The organism is Sphaerimonospora cavernae, assembly GCF_042435035.1.
Taxonomy (GTDB): Bacteria; Actinomycetota; Actinomycetes; order Streptosporangiales; family Streptosporangiaceae; genus Sphaerimonospora; species Sphaerimonospora cavernae.
In genome coordinates, this window is the sequence record NZ_JBHMQT010000005.1 from 21010 (window position 1) to 46120 (window position 25111).

Annotated in this window: 23 protein-coding genes; 10 read left to right on the forward strand and 13 right to left on the reverse strand. The window is 70.3% G+C overall.

The annotated features are described in order from the left end of the window. Positions 1-39: 39 nt before the first annotated feature. The 7 genes from ACFHYQ_RS04060 to ACFHYQ_RS04090 form a co-directional block, all read right to left on the reverse strand. Complete coding sequence (locus tag ACFHYQ_RS04060; protein WP_394299708.1) at positions 40-855, reverse strand: Fpg/Nei family DNA glycosylase; 816 nt, start codon at positions 853-855, stop codon at positions 40-42. 79 nt (positions 856-934) lie between these two features. Beyond that, the gene (locus ACFHYQ_RS04065) at positions 935-1369 is read right to left on the reverse strand and encodes a YbjN domain-containing protein (protein WP_394299709.1); all 435 of its coding nucleotides are present in this window, start codon (positions 1367-1369) and stop codon (positions 935-937) included. Positions 1370-1532: 163 nt separating this feature from the next. Next, positions 1533-2210 (reverse strand): pyridoxamine 5'-phosphate oxidase family protein, encoded by a 678-nt coding sequence (locus tag ACFHYQ_RS04070; protein WP_394299710.1) that lies wholly within the window; start codon positions 2208-2210, stop codon positions 1533-1535. Positions 2211-2391: 181 nt separating this feature from the next. Then, the gene (locus tag ACFHYQ_RS04075) at positions 2392-2556 is read right to left on the reverse strand and encodes a hypothetical protein (protein ID WP_394299711.1); all 165 of its coding nucleotides are present in this window, start codon (positions 2554-2556) and stop codon (positions 2392-2394) included. An 83-nt stretch (positions 2557-2639) separates the two neighbouring features. After that, a complete protein-coding gene (locus ACFHYQ_RS04080; RefSeq protein ID WP_394299712.1) occupies positions 2640-2825 on the reverse strand; it encodes a hypothetical protein in 186 nt (61 codons plus the stop codon). A gap of 112 nt (positions 2826-2937) precedes the next feature. After that, on the reverse strand, positions 2938-3387 hold the full coding sequence (locus ACFHYQ_RS04085; RefSeq protein WP_394299713.1) for a carboxymuconolactone decarboxylase family protein: 450 nt from the start codon (positions 3385-3387) through the stop codon (positions 2938-2940). A 341-nt stretch (positions 3388-3728) separates the two neighbouring features. Further along, the gene (locus tag ACFHYQ_RS04090) at positions 3729-3947 is read right to left on the reverse strand and encodes a hypothetical protein (RefSeq protein ID WP_394299714.1); all 219 of its coding nucleotides are present in this window, start codon (positions 3945-3947) and stop codon (positions 3729-3731) included. An 87-nt stretch (positions 3948-4034) separates the two neighbouring features. Here ACFHYQ_RS04090 and ACFHYQ_RS04095 point away from each other — a divergent pair, with 87 nt between their 5' ends. From ACFHYQ_RS04095 to ACFHYQ_RS04115, 5 genes are all read left to right on the forward strand, one after another. Then, positions 4035-4259 (forward strand): hypothetical protein, encoded by a 225-nt coding sequence (locus tag ACFHYQ_RS04095; RefSeq protein ID WP_394299715.1) that lies wholly within the window; start codon positions 4035-4037, stop codon positions 4257-4259. A 100-nt stretch (positions 4260-4359) separates the two neighbouring features. Continuing rightward, a complete protein-coding gene (locus ACFHYQ_RS04100; protein WP_394299716.1) occupies positions 4360-5913 on the forward strand; it encodes a serine/threonine-protein kinase in 1554 nt (517 codons plus the stop codon). Further along, positions 5914-7341, forward strand: coding sequence for a serine/threonine-protein kinase (locus ACFHYQ_RS04105; RefSeq protein WP_394299717.1), 1428 nt, complete (start codon positions 5914-5916; stop codon positions 7339-7341). 23 nt (positions 7342-7364) lie between these two features. Next, positions 7365-9164, forward strand: coding sequence for a hypothetical protein (locus ACFHYQ_RS04110; protein WP_394299718.1), 1800 nt, complete (start codon positions 7365-7367; stop codon positions 9162-9164). A 65-nt stretch (positions 9165-9229) separates the two neighbouring features. After that, positions 9230-9484 (forward strand): metallothionein, encoded by a 255-nt coding sequence (locus ACFHYQ_RS04115; protein WP_204015868.1) that lies wholly within the window; start codon positions 9230-9232, stop codon positions 9482-9484. A gap of 268 nt (positions 9485-9752) precedes the next feature. Here the strand turns inward: ACFHYQ_RS04115 and ACFHYQ_RS04120 are convergent, their stop codons facing one another. Next, positions 9753-10535: a DoxX family protein gene (locus ACFHYQ_RS04120; RefSeq protein WP_394299719.1), complete on the reverse strand. Its 783-nt coding sequence runs from the start codon at positions 10533-10535 to the stop codon at positions 9753-9755. Positions 10536-10568: 33 nt separating this feature from the next. Beyond that, entirely contained in the window at positions 10569-12101 is a 1533-nt protein-coding gene (locus tag ACFHYQ_RS04125; RefSeq protein WP_394299720.1) for an MFS transporter, read from the reverse strand. Positions 12102-12386: 285 nt separating this feature from the next. Between ACFHYQ_RS04125 and ACFHYQ_RS04130 the strand changes: the two genes are divergently transcribed. Together ACFHYQ_RS04130 and ACFHYQ_RS04135 are read left to right on the forward strand one after the other, a co-directional pair. Next, on the forward strand, positions 12387-14762 hold the full coding sequence (locus ACFHYQ_RS04130; RefSeq protein WP_394299721.1) for an AAA family ATPase: 2376 nt from the start codon (positions 12387-12389) through the stop codon (positions 14760-14762). Between the two features lie 118 nt (positions 14763-14880). Next, positions 14881-16599 (forward strand): ABC transporter family substrate-binding protein, encoded by a 1719-nt coding sequence (locus ACFHYQ_RS04135; protein WP_394299722.1) that lies wholly within the window; start codon positions 14881-14883, stop codon positions 16597-16599. Between the two features lie 34 nt (positions 16600-16633). Here the strand turns inward: ACFHYQ_RS04135 and ACFHYQ_RS04140 are convergent, their stop codons facing one another. Further along, a complete protein-coding gene (locus tag ACFHYQ_RS04140) occupies positions 16634-18133 on the reverse strand; it encodes a hypothetical protein (protein WP_394299793.1) in 1500 nt (499 codons plus the stop codon). A gap of 168 nt (positions 18134-18301) precedes the next feature. After that, on the reverse strand, positions 18302-18553 hold the full coding sequence (locus tag ACFHYQ_RS04145) for a hypothetical protein (protein WP_394299723.1): 252 nt from the start codon (positions 18551-18553) through the stop codon (positions 18302-18304). Between the two features lie 439 nt (positions 18554-18992). Between ACFHYQ_RS04145 and ACFHYQ_RS04150 the strand changes: the two genes are divergently transcribed. Both ACFHYQ_RS04150 and ACFHYQ_RS04155 read left to right on the forward strand, forming a co-directional pair. Continuing rightward, a complete protein-coding gene (locus ACFHYQ_RS04150) occupies positions 18993-21077 on the forward strand; it encodes a SpoIIE family protein phosphatase (RefSeq protein WP_394299724.1) in 2085 nt (694 codons plus the stop codon). A 219-nt stretch (positions 21078-21296) separates the two neighbouring features. Continuing rightward, entirely contained in the window at positions 21297-23036 is a 1740-nt protein-coding gene (locus ACFHYQ_RS04155) for an RNA polymerase sigma factor (RefSeq protein ID WP_394299725.1), read from the forward strand. A 98-nt stretch (positions 23037-23134) separates the two neighbouring features. Here the strand turns inward: ACFHYQ_RS04155 and ACFHYQ_RS04160 are convergent, their stop codons facing one another. Next, positions 23135-23881: a YaaA family protein gene (locus tag ACFHYQ_RS04160; protein ID WP_394299726.1), complete on the reverse strand. Its 747-nt coding sequence runs from the start codon at positions 23879-23881 to the stop codon at positions 23135-23137. Positions 23882-23962: 81 nt separating this feature from the next. On the opposite strand from ACFHYQ_RS04160, the gene ACFHYQ_RS04165 reads away from it, so the two are divergent. Further along, positions 23963-24790, forward strand: a complete 828-nt coding sequence (locus ACFHYQ_RS04165; RefSeq protein WP_394299727.1) for a GNAT family N-acetyltransferase — start codon at positions 23963-23965, stop codon at positions 24788-24790. 72 nt (positions 24791-24862) lie between these two features. On the opposite strand, the gene ACFHYQ_RS04170 is transcribed toward ACFHYQ_RS04165, so the two are convergent. After that, a complete protein-coding gene (locus tag ACFHYQ_RS04170; protein ID WP_204015936.1) occupies positions 24863-25090 on the reverse strand; it encodes a DUF7455 domain-containing protein in 228 nt (75 codons plus the stop codon). Positions 25091-25111: the final 21 nt, after the last annotated feature.

The window sequence follows — 25111 nt, forward strand, 5'->3', positions numbered from 1 at the left end:
AGGGCCGGGGCTCCGCCCCATCCGCGTGTCATCGGTATGTCAGCGGGGCTGGCAGGCGGGGCACCAGAAGAGGTTGCGCGACTCCAGGTCCGCGGTGCGGATCTCGCCGCCGCAGATGTGACACGACTGCCCGGCCCGGCGGTACACGTAGACCTCGCCGCCGTGGTCGTCGACCCGAGGCGGCCGGCCCATGGCCTCGGGCGTATGCTCCGGCCGTACCGTGTCGATCCGGCCGTGCCGTGCGCCCTCGCACATCAGGTCGACCAGGTCCGACCAGATGGCGTCCCATTCAGCGCGGTCGAGGTCGCGCCCGGGACGGTAGGGGTCGATGCCGTGCCGGAAGAGGACCTCGGCCCGGTAGACGTTGCCCACACCCGCGATCACCTTCTGGTCCATGAGCAGGGCCGCGACCGGGCCGCGGGATCGGGAGATCCGCCGCCATGCCCGCTCGGGGTCGTCCTGATCGCGCAGCGGGTCCGGGCCGAGCCGGTCGTGCACCGTCTGCTTCTCCTCAGGAGTGATCAGCTCGCAGGCGGTGGGGCCGCGCAGGTCGGCGTAGCTCGCGCCGTTCGTCAGGCGGAGCCGTACGGCGCCGACCGGGAGAGGGGCGGGAGCAGGGCCGAACGCGACCCTTCCATACAGGCCGAGATGGATCCGCACCCAGCCCATCGGGCCGAACCCCAGGAAGAGATGCTTGCCGTGGGCGTCCGTCGCATCCATGTGCTGCCCGTCGAGCAGTGCGGCGCCATCGGAGAACTTGCCCTGGGGGCTGCTCGCTCCGATCGGGGTTCCCGGTTCTGAGAAGTGCCTGCCGTACTCGGCGGCGAGCCGGTGGATGATGTGTCCTTCAGGCAACTGGTCCTACTCCGGCCAGGTCGTGCGCGGGGGCGGGGGCATGCGGAGCATCACCTTATCGGCGCTGCCGACCGGGGCCTCAGTCGAGTTGGTAGGCGAGGCGATCGGTCAGCCAGCGGTGGAATTTGATCGCGAATCTCACCCAGTGCGCGATCACGGTGGTCAGGTGCTCCCCGGTCACCCCGGCGCCGATGTAGAGCTCCGAATCGCCGATGACCCGGGTCACCCCGTTGTCCCGGGTGAACGTGTAGACCTTCGGCCACATGTGGTCCGCGTTCCACTCGTTGAGGGCGGTGAGCAGGACCCGCTTCTCGTCCACTGAGTAACGCCTGGTGTAGAACGTGCGAACCGTGAATATGTCGCCCGCGGATCCGAACAGAAAGTAGATCGTGAGCTGGGGGGTGGATATCGCCAGATCGCCGTGCTCATCGAAGGTGGGATCGAGCTCCATCTCGTCAAGAATCTCCTTGACGAGCTCTCGATCCGGCTGGACGACCGCCGAGGAAGGCCTCACGGATACATCCTGCACCATCCATCCGGCATCCGGGTGGCGCTTGTGGAAAGCGTGGATGCCGGGGTGGTGAGGAAAGCGGAATCGAGGATCTCCCGGGTCCGCCCGGCCTGTTCGATCGCTCACCGCCAGCGGGTGATCAGGTGGTCGGGGGTCGCGGCGCCGCTCAGGGGAGGGGGCCGGAGCGGTGGCGGATGTGCTCGGGGACAGGACGGGTCGCCAGGGGATCGGTGATCGGGGCCTGCCATGTCGTCGCGAGCGGCAGCACCCCGGCCCATACGTCATGCGGATCGTCCGCGTCGTCGGGGTGGCCCTGCCGTACCTTGACGGAGGCCTCGTCCAGGGGGATCGCGAGGATCTTGGTGGCGGCCAGTTCCTTACGATTGGGCTGCCTCGCGTACTCCCACTGGCCGGGCGCTATGTGCTCGGTGAGGCAGCGGAGAGCGGCCAGCCTCTCGTCGCCCTCCAGGACGCGCGGCACGCCGTAGATTATGGCACTGCGGTAGTTCACGCCGTGTTCGAACACCGACCGGGCCAGGACGAGGCCGTCGACGTGGGTGATGGTCACGCACACGGCGGACCCGTGACCCTGGCCGTCGCCGCCGCTCTCGCCATCGCCGATGCCGTGTTCGAGGCTGCGGCTGGCGACCGATCCGTGCACGTAGAGATGACCGGAGTCGAACCCGTACACGGTGGGCACGACCATCGGGTCGCCGTCCACCACCACGCCGAGGTGGCAGACGAAGCCCGCCCGCAGCACCTCGAACAGGGCTTCCCGGTCGGTACGGCCCTGCTCTCGCAGCCGCCGATGCCGCGTGCGCTTGGTTGTCGACAGATCGCTCACAGAGTGACATTCAACCAGTTTTCACACGGCTGGCCGCCGACGCGGGCATGTCTCGCGTCGGCGGCCTCGATCGTGGTCCGGCCCAATGGGGCATGGGCGACCGGAGCACCCGACCGGGGAACCGCCAGGTCGGGTCGGGTCAGGTCGGGTCGATCAGGGGCCGGTGGATCAGGTTGGCAGGTCAGGCCGCCGAGGTCGGCCCTGAGGTCCGGGGAAACCGGATCACATTGGCACCGGTGTAGGCCCGCAGATCGACGATCTTCCTGTCGCGGATCCGGCCGGGCCTGCGGCGAAGCGCGGACCTGATATCCCTTACCTGGCCGATCGGTGGCACCACCTTGAGCATTCTCGTCCCCCCGACGTGATGATTTTGTTACCTACACGGTAGATAACTACCGATGATCTGCTAAAGCTGTCGTAAAGAAACGATCAGTAGGGGAGTGGACGGCCGGAGGGGGAGCGCAGATCGAGATCGTCTGGCAGTGCTCGGCGAAAGGTCTCGCCGGCTCCGGAGGTCTTCTTCCGATCAAGGACGGGGTCGACGGGGCCGGTGGTGAATTCGGTGCGGCGCGTGCTGGGGATCCTGGGGGTCCTGGTGATCCTGATGCGTCTCATGGCTCCTCCTTTCCGTGATGTCAGCAGATTATGCGCCGCACCGCCTGCCGTCTCCTGGTTTTCGCTTCACAGATGCTTGACTTGCCGGGCTCCGCCCCCGGTCATGCCGTGATCAGCGGAGGGAGCCCGGGACCAACCGGGTGGCCACGCCGATCCTGTTCCAGGCGTTGATCGTCGCGATCGCGACCACGAGCGCGGCGAGTGTTTCGTCGTCGTAGTGCTTGGCGGCCTCCGCCCACACGTCGTCGGGCACCGCCTCGGGGCGGTCGCTCAGCCGCGTCGCCTCCTCCGCGAGCGCCAGCGCGGCCCGCTCCGCCTCCGTGTAGAAGGGGGCCTCGCGCCACGTGGCCACGGACCACAGCCGCTCGTCGGTCTCCCCGGACTTCTTGGCGTCATGGCTGTGCATGTCCACGCAGAACGCGCAGCCGTTGATCTGGCTGACCCGGAGCTTGATGAGCTCCAGGGTGCTGTGCGGCACCCCGCTCTCGCGCTGGAACCTCTCCAGTGCGTGCATCGCCCGGTACGCCTCCGGAGCGAGTCGGCTGACGTCGATTCTCTGCAATGTCCGATCCCCTCTCTGAGGGCCTCGTTCCAGCCTTGATCTCAGCGTCGTCCTCGTTCACGTATGGCGGACGAGAACCTCTCCAGTGTGTTACACGCTGTTCGTCACGGTTCCTGCCGGTCCTCTCCAAGGACGGCGAAGCCGCCGGGCGGCAGGTCGACGCCGTTCAGGCGAGTGCCGGTGAGGAGATCGACACCGCGGGACGGGACGTGATGGGCCTGGGACGTGATCCTCCGGGCCGACTGAACCGTGCTCCCCGCGAGCAGGCTTTAGACCGGAAGCCAAACCAAATGCGGCCCGATCACCGGGTCAACGGGGTCAACGGGGTCGCGGCTGGGGGATCACACCTCGGGGACGGCCTCCCACTGGCGGCAGGGAGTGAGCGAGTAGTGGCGGTAGATGACGCCGATGGTCGGGCTGGACCACCCGAGGCCCATGTTGTCGGAATCGTCGAGATCGGTGGCGGTCACCGGTTCGCCGCCCGGTCCGCAGACGCAGTGCGGCGTACCCTCGTGACTGATCACGTCATCCAGTGGGATCACGTGCACGAAGCGATCCATGTGACCTCCAGTCGCTGGGGGATATTGCCGCCACATTACCTTAATCGGGCACAAACAGGAATATATCGCCCCAAACGACCCAGATCCTTGAGGTCGAGCTTCCGCCGCGATTGCCGTACGGACCCACTGATCAAGCTCGTCGTGTTCGGCGTGCTCGAGCGTGAGAGCCGTACGGCGATCCGGGACCTCGACGGGGACACGACTGTCACCGCGGTCAGGGATGGCGACTGGCTGGTCGTCAGCAGGGGGAGGCCCAAGTGGATCGCCGGCGTCGAGTTCACCGGCCCAGGCGTCCCGGTCGTCATCGGTTGACCTCCTTCGGTGTGAACGCCGATGGGTCCGCGTGCAAAGGGGAGATAACGGAAATCCCGTCAGAGGGCGGGTTGATCAAAGGTTCGCTATTCTCCCCGATATGGCCGAATCGCTGGGGGAGACGCCGGCCTCGCGATATCACCTGCTGCGGCCCCTCGGCTCCGGAGGCATGGGCACGGTCTGGCTGGCCAGGGACGACCTGCTGGATCGCGAGGTCGCGGTCAAGGAGCTGCGGGTGCCCGACGGGCTGCCCGAGCGGGAACGCGCGGAACGGGTGGCGCGGGTCATGCGGGAGGCCGAGGTCACCGCGCGCATCCGCCATCCCGGGATCGTCGCCGTGCACGACGTGCTCGTCCATGACGGCAGGCCGTGGATCGTCATGGAACTGCTGCACGGCCGGGACCTGTCCAAGGAGATCGCGACCTACGGGCCGGTGCCGCCCCCGCTGGTGGCCGACATCGGCGCCCGCGTGCTGGAGGCGCTGTCGGAGGCGCACTCCCGGGGCGTGCAGCACCGGGACGTCAAGCCGGGCAACGTGTTCCTGACCGAGGGCGGTCGCGTCGTGCTCACCGACTTCGGCATCGCCCGCCCGGCCGACCAGACCGCGCTGACCGCGGCCGGGCTGCTCGTCGGCTCACCGGGCTTCATCGCCCCCGAACGGCTGTCGGGCGATCCGGGCGGGCCGGCCGCCGACCTGTGGTCGCTCGCGGCCACGCTCTACACCGCCGTCGAGGGCGTTTCGCCGTACCGGTCGTCCCCGCAGGAGTCGAACGCGGAGGTGATCGCCGCGACGCTCACGCGGGATCCCCGGTCGCCGCACCTGGCGGGCCCGCTCGGGCCACTGCTGACCTGGATGCTGGCCAGGGACCCGGCGGCCCGGCCGGACGCGGCCACGACGCTGGATCTCCTGCGGCAGATCGCGGCCGGCGGCGCCCCCGAGATCAGTCCGGAGACAAGGCCGAAGATCGCGCCGGAGATCAAACCGGTGCCGGCGCGCAGGCCCGGCGCGAGGCGTACCCGGATCATGGTGATGGCTGCCGTGGCGGCGGTGGCCGTCGCGGCGACCGCCGTCGTCGTCCTCGACGACGGCGGCGAGGAGGCCGTGGCCCGGCCCCGGCCGGTGTCGCCGACGTTCGACCGGAAGGTCGACCTGTGCCGGGCGCTGACCCCGGAGCAGGTGGGCCGGCTGCTCGGCGCCACCACGCCGCCCAAGGGCCGTGCGTCGGACGACGGATGCCAGTGGACGGTGACCGGCGCCGGGCTCACCCTGGCCGCGGAAACCGACTCCGACACCCCCGAGCCCTGGTCGCTCACCCTTGCGTCCGCTCGGACCCTCATGACCGGCCTGCGGCGGCAGTACGGCTCTGCGCCCCGCGACGGTCAATGGATCTGGTACGAGATCGGCGTCGACCGGAAGGTTCCCGTCATCGTGTCCGGCGCCCGGCCCGCGGCCGACGTGGGCGACGAGGCGTTCACCGCCGACATCACGGAGCCGGGCGGCGGGGCCCAGGCGTCCGAGGTGTACTTCCGCCTCGGCGATCTCGTGGTCCGCCTCCAGTACGCCGATCTCGACGCCGGATCCATGGCGGACGTACGGCGGCGCGCGATCGAGGCGGCCGAACTGGCCGCCGAGGGGCTGCGAGGGCTGGCGTAGGTGGACCTGCTGTCCGGCCGCTACCGCCTCGTCGAAGAGATCGGCGAGGGCGGCGGCGGCACCGTCTGGCGGGGCGTCGACGAACTGCTGCGCCGCGAGGTCGCGATGAAGCAGGTGCGCGTCCCGTCCGGGCTGGGCGGGGTGGAGCTGGCCGACTTCACCGAGCGGGCGATCCACGAGGCCCGGGCCGCTGGCCGGCTCAGCCATCCGTCGATCGTCATGATCCACGATGTGATCCGGCACGACGGGCGGCCGTGGATCGTGATGGACCTGGTGCCCGGCCGGTCGCTCGACAAGGTGATCCGGGAGGACGGGCCGCTCCCGGTGCGGCGGGTGGCCGAGATCGGGCTCTCCGTGCTCGACGCGCTGGAGGCGGCGCACGCCCACGGGATCCTGCACCGCGACGTGAAGCCTGCCAACGTGCTGATCGCGCCGGACGGTCGTGCGCTGCTCACCGACTTCGGCATCGCCGCGCCCTTCGGCAGGGCCGGGGCCGCGCCGTCCAGCTCCGCCGGATCACCCGCGTACATGGCGCCGGAGCGGTTTCGCGCTGAGCCGGACGGGCCGCCCTCGGACCTGTGGTCGCTGGGCGCGATGTTGTACACGGCGGTCGAAGGGCGACAGCCCTTCGAAGGACCTCTGGCCGCGGCGCTCGTCGCCGCCGTGCTGCTGCAGGAGCCGAGGCCGATGGTCAGGGCCTCGCCCGAGCTGGCCTGGCTCGTGCACGGTCTGCTCGACAAGGATCCCGCCCGCCGCCTGCCGCCGCAGGCCGTGCGGCGGGTCCTGCACGCGCTGGCCGCCGCGCCCGAGCCCGTCGCCGTACGGCAGGGCCGTACGGCGCGCCTCGTGCTGGGCGCCGCGCTTGTGGCGGTGGTCGGGGTGGCGGCCGGGCTGCTGGCCTGGCGGCTGGCGGGCGAGTCGGGGGCCGGCGCCGGTTCGGGGCGCTTCACGGCGACCCCGGACCCCTGCCGGAGCCTGACGACCACGGCGATCCGCGAACTGCTCGGCGCCGAAGCCACCCCGGAAGAGTCCGCTGAACAATCCACAGAACAGCCCGTTTCGGGCTGCCGATGGCGCGAGCGCGCGAGCGGCCGGCAGCGGACGATAACCGTGACCTATCGGCTTCCGGAGCCGGGGGGCCGGGGGGCGGCGGGGACCGACGCGGCGGCCCTGGAATTGGCCGGGCAGCGCGCGGCTCAGGCCGCGACGGGCGGCGAGGTCCGCGACCAGCCGGGCATCGGAGATGCGGCGTTCTCGTGCGACGAGCCCGACCCGGATGGCGGGACGGCCGGGGCCACGGTCTGGTTCCGCCGCAGCAATCTCATCGTCGAGGTCGCCTACCGCCGTTCGGGCGACGCGGCGGTCACCCGGGACGACCGGCGAACGGCCGTCCGCGCGGCGGAGCTCGTCGGCGTCGGGCTCGGATGACGTTCCCAACTCCAGGAGGCGATATGTCCAGCGGTGGCGACGGATACCCCGGGCCCGGCGACCCGGCACCCCCGCCTCGGCAGCCGATCGACCCGCCGGCCCTCCCGGTTCCTCCTGAGGCGTCGCAGCACAGCCAGTCGCCGTACGGCGACCCCCATGCCCAGCCGTACCCTCAGCCGCATTCTCAGCCGTACGGTCAGCAGCCTCCACAGTCGTACGGTCAGCAGCCTCCACAGTCGTACGGTCAGCCGTATGGTCAGCAGCCTCCACAGCCGTACGGTCAGCAGCCCGCCCAGCCGTACCCTCAGTCGTACAGTCAGCAGCCCGCTCAGCCTTATGACCAGCCGTACGGCTGGCAGCAGGGCCCACCGGACGGGCCCTCTGCGGGAGGGGCGTGGCGGGGATCGGGCGGTGGCTGGCAGGGGCCGACCCCACCGGCCGCCCCGCTGTGGCAGGCGCCGACGCAGCCGTCCCAGCCCCGGCGCCGCGGCTGGGTGATCCCGGCCGTGGCGATCACCGCCGTGCTGGCGGTGGCGGGCGGGACGTTCGCCGTGATGAAGGTGCGTGATGACGGCGTGAGGCCCACGCCTGCCGCTACCGCGGCCGTGGCCTCTCCGGCGGCCACATCCGCCGTGGCCGACGCGTCCAAGACCGACGTGTGCGTGATGCTCGACCCGGCGGAGGCCGAGAGGCTGGTGCCCGCCGCGACGATCGACTCGTCGATGAGAGACAACCGCGACGACAGCATCGTCAGCTACGTCAGGTGGACCTGCAGCTGGGTCAACCGCAACATCTCCTACAAGGAGAAACGGCGCAGCCGTGAGATCACGGTGAACGTGTCCCGGTATGAGGCGGTCGGCAACACCACGGCGAACAAGTCCGCGCGCATCCAGTTCGACGGCGAACTGAGACAGTACAAATACCAGACGAGCGTGTCCACCAAGGAGCGCTACTACTCGAAGGCGAGAGAGTTTCCCGAGATCGGCGAGCAGGCCGCCGCCCAGTACCAGTGGACGCGGGAGAAGAAATACTGGTACTCCTTCGGGCAGGGGGTGGGCCGGGTCGGCAACGTGGTGTTCCAGGTGAAGTACGAGGCGAACCAGCAGGACAAGGAAGCCGAGATCTTCTCGACGGACACCACGCAGTCGATCAACGAGGAGAACGCGCTGCGCGAGGTGGAGAGCCTGCTGGGCCAGCTCGCCAAGTCGATCAAGGCGTGGCGGGCCGGGCAGCCGATGCCGTTCAAGCCGCGGCCGAAGCCGAGCCCGACCCCGTCGCCCACGCCCACCCTGATCGCGCTGCCTGCGCCCTGTGTGAGCGTTCAGCCGCTGGTCAAGACGCTGGTGCCGAAGACCGAGGGAGCGGCGGCACGCAGCGTGGAGGGGGGCGCGACGGTCACCCAGTGCCAGTGGTGGAACGACAAGCTGCCGATCGGGCAGGGCAAGGTGCGCTGGCGCAACCTCCGGATCAGCATCCACTCCTTCGCCGACGCGGAGTCCGCCCGTTATCACTTCATCGACGAGCGGGCCAAGGCCAAGACGACGGCCGGCAGCGGGATCGGCGGCATCCGGTGGGGCAGACTGCGGAAGCTGCCGGGATTGGGGCAGGACTCGTTCGGCCAGGCCGTCCGGCAGCGCACCGACACGGCCCAGGCGAACCGCTACGAGATCTACGTCCTCGACGGGACGAAGGTGGTGTGGGTGCTGTTCTCCGGGAGCGACCGGCCGGAGAACGCGCCGATCAACGCACCCGACTCGCTGCTGATGGACCTGAAGGAGGCGACCGCCGGGGCGACGTCCGTGATGAAGGCCGTGCTGGGCTAGCTGGTGTGTTCGCCCCGAAACGGGCGGGTATGCCACCACTCGACTACCAGCCGATGGAGGGGACCATGGCTACCTGCGAGGTCTGCGGCAACGAGTACGACATGGCCTTCGAGGTCCACAGCCAGGGGGCGGTGCACGTCTTCGACAGCTTCGAGTGCGCGATCACGCGGATGGCGCCGGTCTGCGAACACTGCGGATGCCGCATCGTGGGCCACGGTGCCGAGGTGGACGGGCGGTGGTACTGCTGCGCCCACTGCGCCCGGGAGTCCGGCGCGACCGGCATCGTGGACAGGGAGGTCACGGCTGCCGGCAGCCGGTAGCCGTACGCCGGGGGCCGTCGGGGATCGGCCCGACGGCCCGTACGCCGACGAACGGCGCGTGTGACGTTCAGTCCTCGGCCAGAGAGATGCGTCGGCGGGTCATCGCGCCAGGCGGGGGCGGCTGCCGCATCGAGGTGCCGCATCGAGGTGCCGACCCTGGGGTACGGCGCGGCCGCCCTGGTGCTCGGCTCGGTCGACTCCGGCCGCCTTCCCTCCCCGCACTGAGCAGGCCAGCACTGAGCCAACGGTCCGAGGCGGCAGGGCCTGATCACGGTCCGGTCGCCTCGCCGTCGGCGCGCTTGTTCTTTCGTGTACGCGGCTTCTGCTGTGGTTCGCCGGCACCTGGCACGTCGTTCGCGGCCTCGGTCTTGGCGGGTTCTGCCTTCGCCGGTCCGACCTTCGCGGGTCCGCTCTTCGGGGATTCGGCCTTCGAGGGTTCGGCCTTCGGGGGTTCGTCGTCACCGGGGCGGCCCGCGCCGTCACGGGTCTCGCGCGGGTTGTCACGAGGCTTGCCCGGGTTGTCACGAGGCTCACGCAGTGCGGCGATGACCGCGTCAGCCTCGGTGTCCACCCCGGCGTCCACCCCGGCGTCCACCCCGGCGTCCACCCCGGGGCCCGCGGCGAGGTCGTCGTCCTCCCCCGCCTCGCGCCGCTTGATGACCACCATGTGGTCGACCGACGCGCGCCCGCCGCCGGTCACGGCCAGCAGCACGGACGCTGCCCCGAGCGCCACGATCAGCCTGACGTCGCCACCGGTAAGCGGAAGGCCGGTGTCGCCGGCCGTCAGCACGAACACGGCCAGCGCCTCGGCGAACAGCAGCAGCCCGACCGCCGGTACGGCCAGGCCCGCGATCAACAACGTGCCGCCGACGAGCTCGATCAGCATGGTGGCGGCCGCCCACAGGCCGGGCATCGGGGCCTGTAGCTCGGCGAACTGCGCGCCGGTCGAGGTGAGGCCGGCTTCGAGCTTGTGCCAGCCGTTGACGAAGAAGATCCCGCCGACGCCCAGTCGGGCGGCCAGCGTGGCCAGGTCCTGCAGGCTTCTCTTCACGGTCGTTCATCCCTGGGGGTGGGGGGCGGGCCTTCAGCCGGGAACGTGCTGCGGCTCCTCGGCGGTGGGCGGGCGGGGGACGAGCACGGCCACGGCCAGCGCGGTGAGGGCGAGCATCGCCACGCTGACGAGGACCGTGGAGTGCAGAGCGGTGACGAACGCGGAGCGGGCCGCGTTCAGCAGCGCCTCGTTCGCCGAGCCGTCATGTGCCGTCTCGCTCGCCACGTGGGCGGCGGAGGCGAGCGACTCGCGTGCCTGGGCCATCAGGCGATCGGGCACACCGGCGACGGTGCCGAGGGCCGGCGCGTAGACGATCGCGGTGATCGTGCCGAGCACCGCGATGCCGAGCCCGGCGCCCAGCTCGTAGGCCGTCTCCTCGATCGCGGCCGCGCCGCCGGCCCGCGACTCCGGTGCCGACGCCATGATCACGTCGGAGGCGCCGAGCAGCGCGACCTCGACTCCGAACCCGATGCCCACGAAGCACAGCGTGAGCAGGACGGGATGCGGCTCGGTGCCCCAGGTGAGGACGGGGGTGAGGGACAGGGCGGTGAGCGCCAGCCCGCCACTGATCGTGGCTCGCACACCGGCACGCTGCAGCACGTGCGCGGCGGCCAGGCCCCCGGCGATGGCGGCGATCATCAGGGGCAGCATGCGGACGCCGGCCGCCAGCGGTGACAGGCCCAGCACCAGCTGGAGGTACTGGGCGAGTATGAGCTCCAGCCCGACGAGCGCGAAGATCGCCAGTGCCACGCAGGCCACGCCGGTGGAGAACCCCCGCTGCCGGAACAGCCCGATGTCGAGCAGCGGGAACGCCAGCCGGCGCTGACGCCGTACGAACCAGACCAGCAGCCCCGCTCCGCCGAAGAGGATGGCGACCGAGGCGTCACGGCCGATGGTGTGCCCCGAGCCGGCCTCCTTGAGCCCGAACGCCACGGCCAGGATGCCCAGGGTCGACAGGGCCGCGCTGACCGCGTCCCACGGCCGGTCCGGGCGCTTCGGCGACGGGGGGAGGATCCGTACGGCCACGGGCAGGATGACGATGAGGAGCGGCACGTTGATGAGGAAGACGGCGCCCCACCACAGGTGCTCGACCAGGACGCCGCCGATCAACGGGCCGACGGCGGCCCCGGCCGCGGCGACGGCGCTCCAGACGCCGAGCGCGATGGCCCGCTCCCGCCGGTCGGTGAACACCTGCCTGATGATCGACAGCGTGGCCGGCATGATCATGGCGCCGCCGATGCCGAGGAACGCGCGGGAGACGATGAGCGCGAGCGGGGTGCCCGCGAACGCGGCCGACAGCGAGGCCAGGCCGAACACCACGTAGCCGGCGAGCACGAAGCGCCGTCTGCCGTACCGGTCGCCCAGTGTGCCGAACGTGATCAGCAACGGCGCGACGACCAGCGAGTAGATGTCGATGATCCACAGAAGCTGCACGGCGGACGGCTCCAGCGCGGCGGTCAGCGCGGGCACCGCGATGTGCAGCACGGTCGTGTCGACGGCGATCAGGAGCAGGCTGAAACAGAGCAGCACAAGAACCGACCACCGGCTCACCCGGCGTTCGCGCACAGCGCCTCCAGCGCGGACAGCGCCGGACTCGGTCTCAACCCCAACTATGATCATAGGCCGTTCAGTGCTCCTCCTCCCGCATCTGAGAGGGCCCGCTGGAACATGCGTGGCAGCTTAGGCCATCGGAAGCGGATCTCTCAGCCCTTCGGGTGATGTCCGGTACATATCGCCGGATCTCTCGACGGGCCGGGTGCGGGAGCGCTCCGGGGCGCACACGAGCATGCCGGGTCCACCCATTCCGCCGTTGCTTGCGGTATAACCGGGGGGCGAAGCGGGGAGGCAGCGATGCGGGACTCCGACAGGGCACGGGCGGCGGGCCGCTTAAACCGGACCGCGGCCCATGAGCTGTTCGAACGGGTGCGCTTCCGCTATTTCCATCTGCCGCCGTTCGCGCGGCGCGCCGTCTTCGCGGTGCTGCTCGTCGCGACCATGGGCCTGGCCGCCGCTCTGAACTGGTCGCTGGTCCCGACGTTCGTCGGGGCCGTCGTGGTGCTGGGCTTCCTCGCGCTCGCGCTCAGCTATCCGCGCGCCGCCGCCACCGTGCTGGTGGTCGGGGCCTGGGGGCTCGCGGTGCCGACGCTGCTTCCCATGGTGGACGGCCAGTCGGTGGTGCCCTGGCTGATGACGCTGGCCATCCCGGTCGCGGTCGCCGCGCACCTGATCCGGTGGGTGCCGCCGTGGCTGACCACGCTGTCGGCACTGCTTCCGGCGGGAGTGGTGGCCATCGCGATCGCCTCGTGGTCGCCGTCGGGCGCGCTGTGGGGCGCGTACGGCGTGGCCGCCGCGGTGCTCGTCTACCGTCTCGTGCTGGCCCGCCGGGTCCGCGCCGATATCGAGCGCCGTCAGTCAGGTGAAGCCGTCCAGTCCCAGCAGTGGAGCGGTCAGCAGCGGACCGTCCAGCAGCGGGTCAGGGCGGGCGGCCATCAGGCCGCCGGGGGCGACCGGGGGGCGCCGCCGCCGATCACGGTGGAGCAGGCGCTGGGCGAACTCGAGGCCATGATCGGGCTCGAGCCGGTCAAGGAGCAGGTCCGGGCGATCGCCGCGTCCATCGAGGCGGCGCGGCTGCGCAGGGAGGCGGGTTTCGCCAACGAGCGTCCGATGCGGCACTTCGTCTTCATCGGCCCACCGGGGACCGGCAAGACGAGCGTGGCCCGCACGGTGGCCAAGATCTTCTACGCCTTCGGCCTGCTGGAGACGCCGTTCCTGGTCGAGGCGCAGCGGGTCGACCTGGTGGGGGAGTACCTGGGGGCCACCGCCATCAAGACCAACGAGCTCATCGACCGGGCGCTCGGCGGCGTGCTGTTCATCGACGAGGCCTACGGGCTGATCAACTCCGGGGACGGCCAGCCCGACAGGTTCGGTGCCGAAGCGGTTCAGACACTGCTGAAGCGGGCGGAGGACGACCGCGACCAGTTCATCATCATCCTTGCCGGCTATGAGCGGGAGATGAACGAGTTCCTGTCGTCCAACCCCGGGCTGTCGAGCCGGTTCGCCGGCCGGGTGCGCTTTCCCGGCTATCCGCCGGAGGAACTGCTGGAGATCACCGAGGCGCTGCAGGCGCGGCGGGGGGACCGGCTCGCCGCGGACGCCCGTCCCGTGCTGCGCGGGATGTACGAGGACGTCCACCGCCGCGGCCTCGTCGACGAACTGGGCAACGCCAGGTTCGCCCGGAGCCTCGCCGAGGCCGCGGCGCAGGCGCGCGATGTGCGGGTGGTGAGCGCGGGGGGCGCCCCCCGCGGCGAGGACCTGGTCACCGTCACGATGGGTGACGTCGTCAAGGCGTTCGACGAGATCACCGCGCGGTATCGCGGCTACCAGGCGACCCCGACGCTGGAGGAGGCGCTCGCCGATCTCGACCGCATGGCCGGGCTCGAGCCGGTCAAGCGGCAGGTGCACGCGATCACGGCGCAGCTCAAGGTGGCGCGGATGCGCCAGGAGCAGGGCCTGCCGGTCCAGGCGCAGATGCGGCATTTCGTGTTCGTCGGCCCGCCCGGGACCGGCAAGACGACCGTGGCCCGCATCCTGGGCCGGATCTTCTCCGCGCTCGGCCTGCTGGCCCGCCCCGACGTGGTCGAGGCGTCCCGCGCCGACCTGGTCGGCCAGCACCTCGGGGCGACCGCCATCAAGACCAACGAACTGGTCGACCGGGCGCTCGGCGGCGTGCTGTTCATCGACGAGGCGTACGGCCTGGTGAACGCGGGTTACTCCGGCGGCGACGCCTTCGGGGCCGAGGCGGTGCAGACGCTGCTGAAGCGGGCGGAGGACGACCGCGACCGCTTGGTGATCATCCTCGCGGGCTACGAACGGGAGATGGACGCGTTCCTGGCCACCAACCCCGGGCTCGCCTCCAGATTCAACCAGCGGGTCGCGTTCCCCTCCTACAGCCCGCCCGAGCTGACCGACATCGCCAGGCTGCTGGCGTCCCGCGCGGGTGACCGGTTCGACGCGGCGGCGGCACGGGACCTCGCCGACGTCTTCGACTGGGTCTGCCGGGAAGGGCTGATCGACGGCCTCGGCAACGGCCGCTTCGCCCGGTCGCTCTATGAGCGGGCCGCCCTGCGGCGTGACGTACGGCTGGCCGACCAGGGATCGGCGAACGCGGCCGAACTCACGACGATAACCAGCGCGGACGTACGCAGCGCAGTCGACGAATTGTCGTGAGACCCGGATAGTTGTCCGGAACCTCCGGTTTTGCCGGTGGACCGGGTCGATGGCCAGGGATGATTACACTCAGCTACTGATCTAATGCATAAAGTGGCTGAACGGATCGGAGACGCAGGTGAGAGCACGATGGCCGCTTGCCCTGGTCGCACTGATCGCCCTGATGGCCTCCGGCGCCTGCAGCGGCACGCCGGTCAAGGACGGGCGTGACGGCGCCCTGCCTCCGTCTCCCGTCAAGGCCCTGGACATCAACCCGCTGGCCCGGGTGAAGGTGAAGGACGGCGGCACGTTGCGCTGGGGGATCATCGACTTCCCCGTCCAGTGGAACCAGAACCACATCGACGGCGACACCCACAGCGTGGACGTGGTGATGGACGCGCTGCTGCCGCGCGTGTTCAGGTCGGACGAGCGGGGGCGGGTCTCCCTCGACACCGACTATGTGACGAACGCGCGGGTCACCGCCAACTCGCCGCGTCAGGTCATCACCTACACCCTGAACCCGAAGGCACGCTGGTCGAACGGCAAGCCCATCACCTGGGCGGACTTCGCCGCCCAGTGGAAGGCCATGGGCGGCCGGGATCGGGCCTATCGCGTCGACTCCCACATCGCCTACGAGAACATCCAGAGCATCACCAGGGGAGCGAGCGACCGCGAGGTGGTGGTCACGCTCACCCAGCCGTACAACGAGTGGCAGTCGCTGTTCTCGCCTCTCTATCCCGCCTCCACCAACTCCTCTCCCGAGGCGTTCGGCGCGGACTGGATCAACAAGATCCCGGTGACCGCGGGGTCGTTCCGGGTCGAACGGCTCGACCCCAAGGGCGGCACCCTCACGCTCGCTCGCGACCCCGGCTGGTGGGGCGACCGGGCCAAGCTCGACAAGATCGTCTTTCGCAGGGTGCGGCCGGACGGCCTGGTCCGGGCGTTCACCAAGGGCGACGTCGACGTCTTCGACGTGGGCCCGTCCCCGGACAACTACGCCCAGGTGAGGGATGCGTGGGACGCCGTCGTCAGGCAGGCGGCCGGGCCCGAGTACCGCCAGTTCACCTTCAACGCCGACAGCGGGAGCCTCTCGGATGTCAGGGTCCGCCAGGCCATCGCGATGGGCCTCGACCGCAGGGCCCTGATGGAGCTCGACCTGAAGGGGCTCGGCTGGCCGACCGTGACCCTGGACAACCACTTCCTCATGAACAGCCAGCGTGGCTACCGGGGCAACGCCGGAGAGCTGGGCGTCTACAACCCCAAGCGGGCCGGCGAACTGCTCGACCAGGCGGGCTGGAAACTCACCGGTAAGGACGGCAAGCCGGGGAAGGTCAGGATGAAGGACGGCAAGCCGCTGACCCTGCGCTTCGTCGTCCCGGCCGGGGTGAAGGCGACCGACTCCGAGGCACAGGTCACCCGCCTGATGCTTCAGCGGATCGGGGTGAACGTGGTCGTCCAGGCCGTGCCGTTCAACGCCTTCTTCGGCAAGTACCTCATCCCCGGGAACTTCGACATCACCGCGTTCTCGTATCCGGGCACCCCGTTCCCCATGTCGAACTCGTTCGACATCTTCGCCGACGGCGAGAACGTCAAGGGTGACGACGTGAAGTGGTACTCCAACCTGGGGCGCAGCGGGAGCCGGCAAATCGACCAGGCGATGTACCGTGCGGGCAGCTCGCTCGACGACACGCAGGTGACCGACCTGCTGAACGAGGCGGACAAGCTGGTCTGGCAGCAGGTCAATGTGCTTCCGCTCTACCAGGTGCCCCAGAACGTGGCCGTACGGTCCTCTCTCGCCAACATCGGCGCCAACGGCCTCTACGACCTCAAGTACGAGAACATCGGCTACGCCTCCTGATCCGTCCGGCGCATCCGCGGGTGAGCTCCCGAAGTCAAAAGGGCGGCTCGTCCGGGATGTCGGCGATGTCGTCCAGGGCGGCGGCGAGATCGCCGGGATGGTCGCCGATCCGCTCGGCGATCTCGATCAGCACGTGCAGCACGTCGTGCCGGTCGTGGCCGAGATCGATCAGGCGCTGGGCGGCCTCCCACAGCTGCGGGGGGTCGCCCACCCACAACCGGCCGGCGATCTCCTCGTGCCAGGCCAGATGCTCCTCCAGGTCAGGGCGGTCCAGTTCGCCCGCATGGTCGATCTCCAGCAGAATCCGCCGGTCCGCGTCGTCCGCCGGGTTCAGCAGATCGAGCTTGGTCGAGCCCCGCATGCCCTGCAGCAGGGGGAACGCGAAGGCACGGCGAGCCAGGGCGGACAGGTCCCCGTCCGGCAGCAAGCGCTCGACGAGGGCACGGTCCAGGCCGAAGGTCGTCGGATCCCGGTATGCCTCGCCGAATCGCGAGGTCGCCTCCCAGACGGCGTCGAGCGTGGCGCGGACGCCCTGCTCGGGCAGCCCGATGCGGGGCCCGGCGAACCGCACCCACGCCGCCAGCACATGCGGCATGGCGTCCTGCTCGGCCGGGGTCAGCAGCACCTTGCGCGGCAGCCAGTCCAGCAGGAAGGTCTCACACTTGACCGGGCTCACCCGCAACGGCCGGCCGAGGTCCCGGTCGCAGCCGTAGTCGATGATGTGGTCCGCGCACCGGGAGGCCGCGGAGGGGTCGGAGAGGTTCTCCGCCGCGTCGGAGGCGAGGAACTCCGCGGCCAGCATCGCCCGCCGGTCCCTGCTGTAGGGAGCTTCGGCGTGCGCGGGCGCGGGGCGCATGCGACCCGGCGGCAGCGCCTTGATCCGCGCCCGGGCGAACGCATGGTAGGCGCTGTAGCCGTCACTCACCAGCCGGGGGCCCTTGCGCCCGTGCGCCGCCGCGGCGGCCCTCATCGCGAACTCCAGCAGTGCCCGTGCCTGCTGCGGCTCGATTTCCTCGAAGCGCAGCAGCGGGTTGCCCGCCGCCTCCGTCCCGGCCTGCTCCAGCAGCTTGTCGACCTGAGAGGAGACCCAGGCGTCCCGGGCCATGCCGCCCATGTTGTAGTCGACGACCATGACCAGTGCGTGCGTGTCCTCCCCGTTGTAGGCGAACGTGCACACCACCGTGTCCTGGTCGCCGTAGACGTCCCTGGACGCATAGCAACCGGCCGGTTTCACGGCGCCGACCCGGTCGGCCCAGCGCGGCCGGGCCACGTCGGATTCCATCAGTGCCAGGGCCGCGCCCTCGGCCTTGGCCGCCTGCCGGGCCGTGCCCAGATAGGCGATGGAGATCAGCAGAGTCAGTGCGGCCGGAGTGCCCGCTTTGGCCGCATAGTCAACCAGACCCTCGCCGAGGATCTGCTCGACGTCGCCGCCGCGCAGTCGCCTGCCCCACCAGGCGCCGAGCATGTCGGACACCATGAGCTCGGCGTCCAGCGGGCTGCGCATGGCGAGCAGTTCCCGGGCCGCCAGCAACATCTCCGCGAACACGTCGTCCGGCGGCCGGGCCGCCCGGTGCTCTCGCCGATGGCCGCGCTCTCGCCGATGCCCGCGACTCACGGCGTCTCGTTCCGCTCGCTCACGGTCTCCACCTTCTCGCATTCCCAACGGGAATCGCATCAGGAACGCGGGCCGGTGACTTCCCCGTTATGCGCGCGATCGCCGCGGCGGCGTCGAGTTCATCAGGCCCAGCAGGCGTTCTCGGGCGACGCGTTCGACGATCTCGGGCGTGACGTCGAGCCCGAGGTGCTCGGCGCACACCCAGACGTCCGCGACGAGGCGGGACAGGACTGCGGCGGGGACGGTCGCGAACTCGGCGGCCAGCCGGGCGATCACGAGATCGCGGAGCCGCTGCTCCGGCTGTGGGCCGCCACCGATACGAACTGCGAGTGCGGGCATGGACGCCTCCTCGCTGTATGGGGACCTGCCGCCCCTTATTCCACAACTTTCCCGGCGGCTGTCAACCTTCCGTCGCCGACCCGTTACGCGTGCCGACCCGTGACCGGGTCGTGTTCCAGCGGCTCGCGGCCCCGCTTCCAAGAGCACTACGATGGCCCGACCGGAAAGGTATGGGAAGATGACCGCGGCGATGCCGGGCCGTACGGTGAGGAGGGATGTCCGCACCACCGGGCGGGAAGCGAGGCGGCGACCGGAAAGTCGACCGAATATCTTCCTGCGGGAGGTGCCGGTCTCTGACAGGATGCGTTGACCGCATGGCTGACGGGGCTTCCGTCCGCCCATGCGGATCGCCCATGATGTAGGGCAGATCTGCGCTACCAATCACAGTTATGGAGATGTGCCTCGTGGGAGAGCCTGGCACGCGACGGAGGTGCCGACCATGAGCGCCGAAACCTCCGTGCCCCGGCCCCGGGAGTCCGGTTTGGACATCTCAGACTCCGACCTCTTCAGAGGTCTGATGTCGGAGGCGCCGTTCGCCTTTGCCTTCTTTGACGCGTCCGGTCGCTTCGTCCGGGTCAACGCCACCTTCACCGAGATGACCGGTCATCCTGTCGACCGGCATCTGGACCGACTTCCGGCGGAGCTGCTGCCGGCCGATCTGACCGCCGCCATCGAGGCGGCGCTCCGCCGGGTCGGTGAGGACGGGCTGCCCGTCACCGACCAGCGGATCAGGACCCGTGCGGAGAACGACGACACCCGCCATTGGGCGGTGTCGTTCTTTCCCATGCGAGGTGGCGAGAACGGCGACGTGGGCGTCGCCATGTTCGGCGTCGACCTGACCGAGCAGCAGATGTCCCGAGAACTCCTGCAGCGCAGCGAGGAGCGCTACCGCTCGCTCGTGGAGTCCCAGCAGCAGCTTGTGTGGATCACGTCGCCCAGCGGAGCGGTCGCCGAGGACGCCCCGCAGTGGCGGGCCATCACCGGTCAGGGGTTGGAGGAGTATCTCACCCACGGCTGGCTGGAGGCCGTCCACCCCGACGACCGCCCCGGCGCGGAAGAGGCGTGGCGTGAGGCCCTGCGCGGCCGGACCATGTTCGAGTGGAGCTACCGGGTGCGCACCCGGGCGAGCGGTTACCGGCACTTCGAGGTCAGAGCCGTGCCGATCATGAGGCACGGCCGGGTGGTTGAGTGGGTCGGCGCCAACACCGACGTCACCCCACAACGAGAGGCCGAGGAGATGCGGGGCCGCCTCACCGACCAGCTCGGCGCCGCCGCGCTGCGCACCGCCAGGCTCCAGGGCGCCACGGCCATGCTGGCGGAGGCGCTCACGGTCGAGCAGGTAGTGCAGGTCATCATCGACGTCGGCCGTACGGCGCTGGCCGCCGACCACTCGGCGGTGGCCCTGCTCGACCCCGAGCGGGGCACGCTCAAGCTGAGCAACAGCGGCGGCCTCCCGGACGTGACCGGCGACGAGATCGATCTCTCCCACTCCAACGTGATGACGATGGCGGTCAACAGCCGGCGTCCGGTCTTCGCCGAGTCACCGGAGAGCCTGCGGGCCCAGCTCGTCGACGCGGGCGCCGACGAGGCCAGGATCGCCGACTTCCTCGCCCACACCGACGAACGGGCCTGGGTGGGCCTGCCGCTGCTGGCGGCCGGCCGCGCGCTCGGCGCGCTGCGGTTCTCATTCCTGCGGTCGCAGAAGATCTCCCAGGAGGACGGGGTCTTCTACGAGGCGCTGGCAGGCCAGTGCGCGCTCGCGGTCGAGCGGGCCACACTGTTCGAGCGTGAGCACCGCACCGCCGAGACGCTGCAGCGCAGCCTGCTGCCCGAACGCCTTCCTGACGTCGCCGGGCTGAAACTGGCCAAGCTGTTCCTGTCCGGCTCGCGCCACGTCCAGGTCGGGGGCGACTGGTACGACGGCTTCGTCCTGCAGGACGGACGGGTCGCGGCCGTCGTGGGCGACGTGATGGGCAAGGGCGTCAAGGCCGCGGCGGGCATGGGCCGAATCCGCAACGCCATGCGGGCCCTCGCGCTGACCAACCCGCCTCCGGCGGCGGTCCTCACCGGCCTCGACCGGGTGTTCGAGGCGACTGAGGAGGAAGAACAGGTCACGACCCTGGCGTACATGGTCGTCGAGCCGGGCACCGGGGAGGGCACGCTCGCCCTGGCGGGTCACCCGCCGCCGCTGCTCGTCTCGCCCCAGGGTACGGCGATCCTGCATGAGACCGAGCCGGGCACCCCGCTCGGCTGGGCCACGAGCCGCAAGCAGTTCCGCTTCTGCGTGCCGCCCGGGCACACGGCGGTGCTGTACTCCGACGGCCTGGTGGAGAACCGCAGACGCGGGCTGGACGCCGGTCTGCGGGAGCTCGCGGCCGTGGTGTCCGAAGCATCCCAGGAAGTGCTGAGCAATCCGAGTATGCTGCTGGATTTCCTGGTGGAGCGCATGCTGGGCGGGTATGAACAAGATGACGATGTAACGGTTCTCGCGGTACACGTGCCGCCGACCACGAAGAGTGACTGAAAGAAACAGTCATAACGGTTGCTTTCGGGTATCAGTGACCGTCTTCCGTACGCACCAGTGTCTCAGGCGGCCTAGGGTGGAGAAGCAACCGGCGGGACGCGGCCGTATCACGAGCCGCGGCGTGCCACAATGGCATGTCGCGGTCCGCGCGACCTCACCACCGGAAAAAGAAGAAACACCTGGGTCCATTCTCGCCATGCGTTCGTTCGAGAGGTGTTCGTGTCGCCTGCAAGTTCGACTCGCTCGAAGCCGTCGGAGCTGAACGAGCCAGTGATCCAGCAGCTCCTCGAGCGTGGGCGCTCGCAGGGTTTCCTCGAGTCCGAGGATGTCCGCAAGGCCTTCGAGGAAGCGGACATCCCGCTGTCGCACGCCGCTGGATTCCTGCGCAGCCTCAGCAAGGAGGGCGTGACCGTCGTGGTGACGGCGGCGGACTCCGCGGCGCCCAAGCGGTCTCGAGGTCAAGCCAAACGCCGTACTGCCGCGCCCGTCAAGAAGACCACCAAATCCGCGGCCGCGAAGGACTCGCAGCCGGAGACGGTCACCGCCGTGGTGACCGAGGCGGCGCCGGCCGCCAAGCCGGCTGCGAAGCCCGCCGCAAAGCCGGCGGCCAAGCCCGCCGCGGCCAAGTCCGCTTCGAAGAAGACCACGGCCAAGCCCGCCGCGGCCAAGGGCGCGGCGGCGAAGGCGGCGCCGGCCAAGGCCGTACCAGCTAAGAAGGGGGCGCCCGCTGCCCAGGACGGGTCCGAGGCGTCTGCGACCGGCCCCGCGCTGAAGGCGCCGAAGGCGGATCCGAAGCCCAAGTCCGCCGACCCCGTCGAAGATGAGGAGGACATCGATCTCGAGGGCGACGTCGAGATCGAGGACTTCGAGATCGAGGCGGAGGACGACGAGCTCGAGGCCGAGGCCGACACCGAGACCGAGACCGAGGGGGACGCCGAGCCCGGGGGAGAGTCCAAGGGCAAGGCCGCCGGCCAGTCCGAGGACGAGGTGCTGATCCTCAGCGACGACGATGACGACGCGCCCGTGGCCCAGGTGGCCGCGGCCGGTGCCACCGCAGACCCCGTCAAGGACTACCTCAAGCAGATCGGCAAGGTTCCTCTGCTCAATGCCGAGCAGGAGGTCGAGCTCGCCAAGCGGATCGAGGCGGGCCTGTTCGCGGAGGAGCAACTCGCGGGCGACGGCGACAGCCTCCCCGTCGACGTCCGCGCCGAGCTGGAGTGGATCGCCGAGGACGGTCGCCGCGCCAAGAACCACCTGTTGGAGGCCAACCTCCGGCTGGTCGTCTCGCTCGCCAAGCGGTACACCGGCCGCGGCATGCTGTTCCTGGACCTGATCCAGGAAGGCAACCTGGGCCTGATCCGCGCGGTCGAGAAGTTCGACTACACCAAGGGCTACAAGTTCTCGACCTACGCGACGTGGTGGATCCGGCAGGCGATCACCCGGGCCATGGCCGACCAGGCGCGGACCATCCGCATCCCGGTCCACATGGTCGAGGTGATCAACAAGCTGGCCCGGGTGCAGCGGCAGATGCTGCAGGACCTCGGCCGTGAGCCGACGCCGGAGGAACTGGCCCGAGAGCTGGACATGACCCCTGAGAAGGTCATCGAGGTTCAGAAGTACGGCCGTGAGCCGATCTCGCTGCACACTCCTCTCGGCGAAGAGGGCGACAGCGAGTTCGGTGACCTGATCGAGGACTCCGAGGCCATCGTCCCGGCCGACGCCGTCAGCTTCACGCTGCTGCAGGAGCAGTTGCACTCCGTGCTCGACACTCTGTCGGAGCGCGAGGCGGGCGTGGTGTCCATGCGGTTCGGCCTCACCGATGGACAGCCGAAGACTCTCGACGAGATCGGCAAGGTCTACGGCGTGACCCGCGAGCGGATCCGCCAGATCGAGTCCAAGACCATGTCGAAGCTCCGCCACCCGTCCAGGTCCCAGGTGCTGCGCGACTACCTCGACTGAGCGGGCGCCGACCAAGTAGATATCGTCGACACCGAGGTCCGATCATCTCGGGAGGGCGGCGCGGTCACGCGCCGCGATCGGCCTCGGGTCCCCGACGGTCACGTGACGATCACGTCCATCGTCCACGGCCTGCCCGGCGAGGGCGGGCCCGACAGCTCGGTCCGGTACCCCAGGCCGGCCAGCGTCTCCGCGAGTTCCCGCGGGCTCCCCGGCCTGTGCGGGATCTCGACAAGCGAGCGGGACACCGTCCCTCGGGTCGCCTTCGCCATGTGGCTGACCACCGTCCGCTTCCCCCCGGTCTCTCTCAGGACCCGTACGGCGACCGCCCGCTCGCCCGGCTGCCACGCGGCCGCGTAGGCGGCCGACCGCATGTCCACGATGAGTCCCTTCGCCGGAGCGAGCGACGCGGTGATCGACGGCCGCCAGAACGCGGCGAGGTTGCCCATGGGCGGCAGCCGTACGCCCATGGACAGCCGGTACGGCGGGACGCGGTCGGACGGCCGCAGCAGCCCCCACAGCGCGGAGAACACCACGATCCGCCGGTCGGCTCTGCGGCGGGCCTCGGGGGAGAGCGTGGCCAGGCCCAGGTTGTCGTACAACACGCCCGTGTAGAGGTCGGCGACGCGCAGGGACGGCGCGGTGTGCAGTCCGCGGTTGCGTTCGATGTCGCCGACCTGCCCGTCGGACAGGCCGAGCACCGCCTGGGCCTGCGTCGAGTGGCACAGCGAGACCAGGGCATCGAGCACCTTGTCGCGCGGGGACGCCAACTCGGCGAAGCTCAGCCGCCTGAGCTTGGCGGTGCCCCGAGCGGCCTTCCCCTCCGAAGGCGGAAGCAGGATCAGCACGAATCCCGACCCTACAAGGCCCCGTCCTCGGCCCTGGCGTCGGCTCCGCCGCAGGTCCTGGCCGTCGGTTAGGCTGTCGAAGTGGATCAAGACAGCGGACTCTTCGATCGGCTGGTGGACGAGGCGTGGCCGGCGCCGGGGCGGGTGACGGCCGACGGCTGGATCTACCGGCACGCGGGCGGAGTGACCAAGCGGGCCAACTCCGTCCTGCCGCCGGCCGACAGCGTGGATTCCGCGCGGGCCGACCTGGCCGGGGCCGTGGAGCGGGCGGAGAAGTTCTACGCGGGACTCGGCCTGCGCTGTGTTTTCTCGATCGGGGTGCCCTCGATCGGGGTGCCCTCGATCGGGGTGCCCTCGATCGGGGTGCCCTCGATCGGGGTGCCCTCGATCGGGCCCGGCGCGGCCACCGGACTCGACGCCGAGCTCGACAGCCGGGGCTACCGGATGGTGGACCCAACTTTGATCATGACCGCGCCGCTGCCGCGGGACGCCGTACCGGACGGAGAAGTCGCGGCGGAACCGTCCGAGCGGTGGCTGCGCACCTGGTGGCGGGTGGACGGCGGGCGGCACCGCGACGACGAAGAGACCCCTGCCATGGAGTGGGCCCGGCGGATCATGACGGGGGTCCCGGCGGGCTACGCCCATCAGGAGGGAGACACGGGCGCAGGTGTGGGCAGAGGTGTGGTCCAGGGGCAATGGCTGGGCGTCTACTGCATGGCGGTGGAGCCCCGGGCACGGCGCCGGGGGCTCGGCCGGTCGGTGCTGCGGACGCTGTTCGCCTGGGGGCGCGAACGCGGAGCGGAGCGGGCCTACCTGGCGGTGACGGAGCCCAACGTCGGTGCCCGCGCGCTGTACGAGCGCGAGGGCTTCACCGTCGCCGGGCGCTATCACTATCGGGTCGCACCCTGACCGGTGTCTTCTCCGGGTACGGCGACGGCGCGCCGGAGAGCCTCGACGAGGCTCCGGCACGCCGTCCTATGGTCAGCGCCCGCTCTGGTCGGACGTCGGTGATTGGCTGAGTCGGGCCGACTCGTCCTGGATGTCAGCGCCTCTGTCGCGTAGTACGGCTGCGTGCTGACGCCCGTGGTGGGCGCAGAACAGCAGCTCCCCACCCACGGGCAGGGTCGCGCGGATGTAGGCCTGAGCACCACACCGGTCACAGCGGTCCAGGGCGGTCAGCGGCTTGGCGGGGGCGAGAGCTCCAGTCACGTATCGCCTTTCGGGTCGCCC